This window comes from Methyloglobulus sp. (genome assembly GCF_040079455.1).
Classification (GTDB): Bacteria; Pseudomonadota; Gammaproteobacteria; order Methylococcales; family Methylomonadaceae; genus Methyloglobulus.
Genome location: NZ_JBEBKJ010000127.1, coordinates 1 through 5,935 on the forward strand (window position 1 = coordinate 1; position 5,935 = coordinate 5,935).

5 protein-coding genes are annotated in these 5,935 nt (G+C 45.3%); 2 read left to right on the plus strand and 3 right to left on the minus strand.

Annotation, left to right across the window (positions count from 1 at the left end; translation table 11 throughout):
* Window positions 1–185: 185 nt before the first annotated feature.
* Together gmk and ABL924_RS17465 are read right to left on the minus strand one after the other, a co-directional pair.
* Window positions 186–818, minus strand: a complete 633-nt coding sequence (gene gmk, locus ABL924_RS17460) for a guanylate kinase (protein WP_349028374.1) — start codon at window positions 816–818, stop codon at window positions 186–188.
* 26 nt (window positions 819–844) lie between these two features.
* A complete protein-coding gene (locus ABL924_RS17465; protein WP_349028375.1) occupies window positions 845–1,708 on the minus strand; it encodes a YicC/YloC family endoribonuclease in 864 nt (287 codons plus the stop codon).
* A gap of 42 nt (window positions 1,709–1,750) precedes the next feature.
* Here ABL924_RS17465 and ABL924_RS17470 point away from each other — a divergent pair, with 42 nt between their 5' ends.
* Window positions 1,751–2,650 (plus strand): serine/threonine-protein kinase, encoded by a 900-nt coding sequence (locus tag ABL924_RS17470; RefSeq protein WP_349028376.1) that lies wholly within the window; start codon window positions 1,751–1,753, stop codon window positions 2,648–2,650.
* Window positions 2,651–2,727: 77 nt separating this feature from the next.
* Window positions 2,728–3,450: a ribonuclease PH gene (rph, locus tag ABL924_RS17475; protein WP_349028377.1), complete on the plus strand. Its 723-nt coding sequence runs from the start codon at window positions 2,728–2,730 to the stop codon at window positions 3,448–3,450.
* 205 nt (window positions 3,451–3,655) lie between these two features.
* Here rph and ABL924_RS17480 read toward each other — a convergent pair whose 3' ends face one another.
* The gene (locus ABL924_RS17480) at window positions 3,656–5,659 is read right to left on the minus strand and encodes a multicopper oxidase domain-containing protein (RefSeq protein ID WP_349028378.1); all 2,004 of its coding nucleotides are present in this window, start codon (window positions 5,657–5,659) and stop codon (window positions 3,656–3,658) included.
* Between the last annotated feature and the right edge of the window lie 276 nt (window positions 5,660–5,935).

Sequence of the window (5,935 nt, forward strand, 5' to 3'; positions counted from 1 at the left end):
GTCAATGCTTCCATCAAGCTGTGGGTAGCCCTGACTAATTCAACTACCTTCCTAGAGTACCAACGGAAATATATATGTATCTTTACGTAAACACTCTCAGAAATCGATAGACAATTAAGTGGACTAATCGCTAAACCACTAGATTTGGGAGCAGATGACAAGGCATAAAACTCCTCAAAATAAATTTATTCTGAGTTTCGAGGTGGCGTTAGAAGTGCCCTTATAAGTGGCTTTAGATATTGTTCTTGCCTGTCTTTTGTTAGCCGATTGGCAATGATGATGCTTTTTAAGTCGATGAGCGCACGTTCAAAGTCATCATTGACCAAGATATAGTCAAATTCGTCGTAATGGCTCATCTCTGTGACGGCGTCACGCATACGTCGGGCGATGACGTGATCTTCGTCTTGTCCACGATTTTGTAGTCGTTGTTCGAGAACTTCGGTTGAAGGGGGCAGTATAAAAATGGATAAGCTATCTGGGCATATTTTTTTTATTTGTTGGGCACCCTGCCAATCAATTTCCAGTATAACATCAAGACCTTCATTCAGATTCTTTTCAACGGTTTTTTTTGCCGTGCCGTAATAATTGTCAAACACCGATGCGTGTTCTAGGAGCGCGTGGTTGGTCAATAAGATCTGAAATTCGGCTGAAGAGACGAAATAATAGTCTTCACCTTGTTTTTCTCCAGGTCGTATCCGACGTGTGGTATGGGATATTGATACGACCAAGTCAGCTACTTCCGCCACCAATTGCCTGACCAAGCTGGTTTTGCCTGCCCCAGAAGGCGCAGAAATGATGTAAAGTTTGCCGATACTCATGCTGTTTGTGATTTTGTGTTTTATCTTTATTCGATGTTTTGGACTTGCTCACGAATTTGTTCGATAAGCACTTTAAGTTCTATGGAAATTTGCGTCATATCTTTATCTACTGATTTAGAACCTAGCGTGTTGGCTTCGCGGTTCAATTCCTGCATCAAAAAATCTAGCCGACGACCTACGGGGTCGGATTGATCCAGCACTCTTAATACTTCATTGACATGCGTGTCCAGTCGATCTAGTTCTTCGGTAATGTCCAGTTTTTGGGTAAGGTAAACCAGTTCTTGCTCAAGGCGGTCAAAATCGGGTTGTGCAACCAGTTCTGTAATTTTGTCAGTGAGTTTTTTGCGTAAGGCTGTAAGCACTTCAGGCATTCGTTGGTTAGCTGATTCAATAAAGCCTTGAATTTTTACGCAACGTTCTTCAATTATGGCTTTGAGTTGCCGGCCTTCTCTTGCTCTTGTTTCTAAAAGCTGTTTGACAGTGGCTGTAACCAGCGTGTTAATTCCTGCGCTGATGTCAGTTTTATCCAGTTCGGATTCTTGTTGGATGCCAGGGAATGCGAGTATCTCCAGCGCAGAGAATGACATGGAGGAGTACATTTGCTGTTCGATCAGTTTTGTTGCGGTAATCAATGCCGCTACGGCATCAGCATCGACAGTAAAGCTTTGTTGTTTGCCTTGTTTTTTATAACTTAAAGCGCATTCAATTTTGCCACGACTTATTTTCGCACTAATTATCGACCGGATATCGGTTTCGGCAAAACGTAATCGATCAGATAATTTCAATGAAACATCAAGATAACGATGATTTACTGAGCGCAGTTCGCAAGTTACCTTTAGATTTCCGATTTCAGCTTCATTTACTGCAAATGCGGTCATGCTTGTTATCATTTTTCACCTATACTTTAGTCAGTTCCAAACTATCCAACATTTATGGCTGAATATTACGATCCGCAAACCTACCCCAAAGCGTGGAACTATCTACAAACCGGCACTATTATAGACCAGTATATGATCGAACGGGAATTGGCGCATGGTGGTTTCAGCTCAGTTTATCTGGCGCGGCAAATGGCAGATCAGTTTCAGGTGGCGCTTAAAGAGTATCTACCCAGAAAACTGGCTCATCGAACTTGGAATAATGTCGTAGTGGCGAATAGCCCTGAAGCCCAAGGGATGTTTCGGCGCGGTCGGGCATTGTTTTTTGAGGAAGCTAAAGTGCTGGCTGCTTTGAAACACCCGAATATTGTCGAAGTAGTCAACTTTTTTAGAGCTAATGACACGGTCTATATGGTTATGACTTACGATTACGGAATAACGCTGGATAAATTAATAGCCAAGAAAATGTTGGCTATTACCGAAGAATTTATATTGGCAGTGTTTGATTCTTTGCTGGCGGGGCTCAGTTATATACATGAACGGCATTTTATCCATCTCGACATCAAGCCGGGCAATATTTTAGTACGTCCTGGCAACAATTCTTTATTGCTCGATTTTGGCGCGATACAACGAATAAGCACAACCCGCATCAATAAATTGGATACCGTTTTAACCCCAGGCTATTCGCCAGTTGAGCAATATGATGTCAATGCACGGATGGGAGTCTGGACGGACATCTATGCCATAGGTGCAAGTATGCGTACTTGTCTTGAAGGTAAAGCTCCGCCTCTCGCGCCAGAGCGAAGCCAGAAAGATACGCTCATTCCTGCTGTAAAGGTGTTTAGTCGAAAATACCCCGATTATCTTTTAAAAGCGATTGATTGGGCGATGGAGCTCAAACCGGAAAATCGTCCGCAATCAATTGAGCAACTCAAGCTGGCGTTGGTCAAGCCATAAGTCCCATATGTAAAACCTACGCCAGGTCATTTCGGGTATACTGGCGCGTTTTATGACTGGTTTAGAATGGAGTATTCATGAGGCCGAGCGGACGCGATGCAAATCAATTGAGAGACATTAAATTTACCTGTGGTTTTACCAAACATGCAGAAGGTTCGGTATTGGTTGAATTTGGTGAAACCCGCGTATTATGCACGGCGAGTGTTGATTTTAATAATGTACCGCGTTTTTTAAAAGGTAAAGGGGAGGGCTGGATTACCGCTGAATACGGCATGTTACCTCGCTCCACCCATACCAGAATGGGACGTGAAGCCAGCCAAGGCAAACAGGGCGGACGCACTATGGAAATTCAGCGCTTAATCGGTCGTTCCTTACGTGCTGCTGTGGATATGAAAGCGCTAGGCGAAAATACCATTACCATTGATTGCGATGTGTTACAGGCCGACGGCGGTACTCGCACAGCCGCCATTACCGGTGGTTTTGTTGCTTTATCTCTGGCGATACAAAAAATGCTTAAAAGCAAGAAAATTAAAAGCAACCCCATACATGGACAAATTGCTTCGGTGTCGGTAGGTATCTACCAAGGTGTGCCGATATTGGACTTGGATTACCCTGAAGACAGCCAGGCAGAAACCGATATGAATGTGGTGATGAACGATGCCTTTGCCTTTATCGAACTGCAAGGCACTGCCGAAGGCCATGCGTTCAGGAAGGAAGAGCTAGATCAGATGCTAGAGCTGGCAAAATCGGGTATTCAACAGTTGATGGAAAAGCAGCAGCAAGCACTGGAAAATTGTTAGGCAAAATTTGGTACAGGAGGTTGTTTTTTCATTGAGGAATTTCTGAATAAGTTGATTTGCACATGGCTATTTGACAAGCTCTAGGCTACCAAGAATGTAATCAACAAAAACCGCTCGTCCCGAATCTTTCGACAAGGCTCTCATGAGCTTTCCGAAGCGGAACGGCTTTACGATTTCTTAAAGCCGTTCCGCATTTCGTTTCCCTTCAATTCTCGTGGTGCGGAATCCAATCAGGCACGATGACAAAGGGTCGCATCATGTCGTGATCTTCATGCTCCAGGATATGGCAGTGATAAATATATCTGCCGCAAAACGGCGAAAACTTCATCGCCACCCCGATCATTTCCCCTGGATTGATACGCACTGTATCTTTGGGGCCGGTTTGGTCGGGATCAACCAGTTGTTCTGTCGTAGCGGTGATGCCCTCTAAAAGATGAGCCTTACCATCCACCACCCAGTCAGGTACTTCGTTGTCAGGGTCAGGTTTTCCAATTGGGAAATCTGGCGAATCGCTAGGCGCATAGGGTCTTTTTGTTCCAGTAAGCGTGTATTGATACCGTTGATTTACGTACATATCGACCAGATGCACATGAACCGGATGCGTATCGGGGCTGACGTTGACGATATACCATTGTTCGGTGTCGCCCAAATGGATTTCCCAGTTCAGTTTGTCGTAGAATTCTTCCGCCGCTTTCCAATACTGTTTTGCAGGGATAATTGCTTTAGTCTTAGGATGCACATACGTGAAACTAACAATTTCAGCACCTGGAGGTGCGGGTGTTTTCGGCGTGTTTTCGACATATTCCCAAAACACCAGCATCGCAATATCATCAATTATTGCCGGATCGGCTGGTTTTTCAACCAAGGCCATCAAACGGATGGGTAGCTTGGTAGCATCATCAACGTTATCAATCAGGTTAGGTGATGGTTGACGCATTTGATCCGGCGGAATGATGCAGTTGGGCGTGTCTGCTTTCACATCAAAGCGCATAATTTGTGGATAGGGGCGACGGCCTGCATCTTTAATATTGCCATTGTTCAAGTTGTTTAATTCAGCAGGTGGATCGGCTACATAGCTGGGATCATTGCTGAACGGTGCTTCAGCCGTGTTCCATAAATACAACTGTTGGCCGGGGTGATTTGAGAAATCAACCAACAAGTCAGCGCGTTCGCCTGGCATCAAAACAAGGCCGGCGGGTGGGATAGCCAGCCTTTTCTCCAACAAGCCCTGATCGCAGCCAATTTGCCAAACAAACGTATTCTGGTTACTGCCCTGATCGTCAATCAGCATAAGTCTATAGGTGCGTGCATTTGAGCCGTTTAAGACCCGTAGCCTGTATAAGGTAGGTTCAACTCGTGCCTTGGGCCAGATTTTGCCGTTCACTAGGGTGTAAGGGCCAAAAAACTCTGCTGGGCCACCGTCTTTATTAGGATCTTTAATAACCTCAGTCTTGTGCAGAAGTGCACCTGTAAAGTTGCCTGCACCGTCAAGGTCAAGATTGCGGTCTTGAATAACCAAGGGCAATTCAAAATCCCCGCTCGGTAAGCCAAGGCTTTCTTCTTCGTCATCGCGAATCAACCAGACACCTGCCAAACCGGCAAAAACATTCAGGCGGGTCACATGATTGGCATGGTCATGATACCAAAGCATAGTGGCGGCTTGATCGCCATGGTATATGCAGTAGGCGGTTTGTTCGGCGATGGCAGTATCGTCAGCCCAGCCATCGGAATCGGCCTGCGTGCGTCCGCCGTGCAAATGTGTCACCAGAGCGGCCTTGAGGTTACGTAACGGTTCACGCATCCGGTCAAAGGTATTGTCGACTCCGGCATCAGGAAGGGCGTTTGCCTTGCCGGGTTCATTTTGCGGTATGGGTAAAGTTCCGTCCGTATATTGTAATTTCACCACCTCATAAGGCAGTTTGCCGTTGTTCGGGCTGAACTCCGTGATGTCATTTTCCCAGGCCACATGCACTTTCTGGGCGCGGTTTACTTCTATGGTTGGCCCCAGGTAGCTGATGCCCGTACCATGTTTTACCACTTTCCCATTCTTAAGCTGATAGCTCCAGACCCTTGTGGGCGGGAGGTCGCAATGAAGTTGTACATCCATGACTTGCGCTTCTATGGAAAGATGCTTGATAGAGCCGCTACCTTTAGGGTGTACGACATCGGGGATGGGTAAATTTTCGAGAAAAGGGGTTAAAGTGGGCATAATGTTACTCCTAATAATTATTGATAAATACAGGGGAACTCCAAAAGTTTACTGTGAATAGTCCTTCAAATAAGGGTATGGCTGATTTTTAACGGCATCAAAAGTTCGGTTCAAGTTGATCGCCAAAATAAAGCAGATAACTTTTAGAAATTTCCAAAAACTTAAATTAAGTAATGATTAACTGATGTTACGCAGCCCGGAATTTTTGCAATTCTGCATACGCCATCTGGCTCGCCTTGATGAACAACTTCGTCCGCAGTGCAAAATGGTTAGCCT

Excerpts from the sequence above, each read along its gene's own strand:
- ABL924_RS17470 (WP_349028376.1), top strand. The coding sequence starts at position 1,751 with ATGGCTGAATATTACGATCCGCAAACCTACCCCAAAGCGTGGAACTAT.
- gmk (WP_349028374.1), bottom strand. The coding sequence starts at position 818 with ATGAGTATCGGCAAACTTTACATCATTTCTGCGCCTTCTGGGGCAGGC.
- ABL924_RS17465 (WP_349028375.1), bottom strand. The coding sequence starts at position 1,708 with ATGATAACAAGCATGACCGCATTTGCAGTAAATGAAGCTGAAATCGGA.
- ABL924_RS17480 (WP_349028378.1), bottom strand. The coding sequence starts at position 5,659 with ATGCCCACTTTAACCCCTTTTCTCGAAAATTTACCCATCCCCGATGTC.
- rph (WP_349028377.1), top strand. The coding sequence starts at position 2,728 with ATGAGGCCGAGCGGACGCGATGCAAATCAATTGAGAGACATTAAATTT.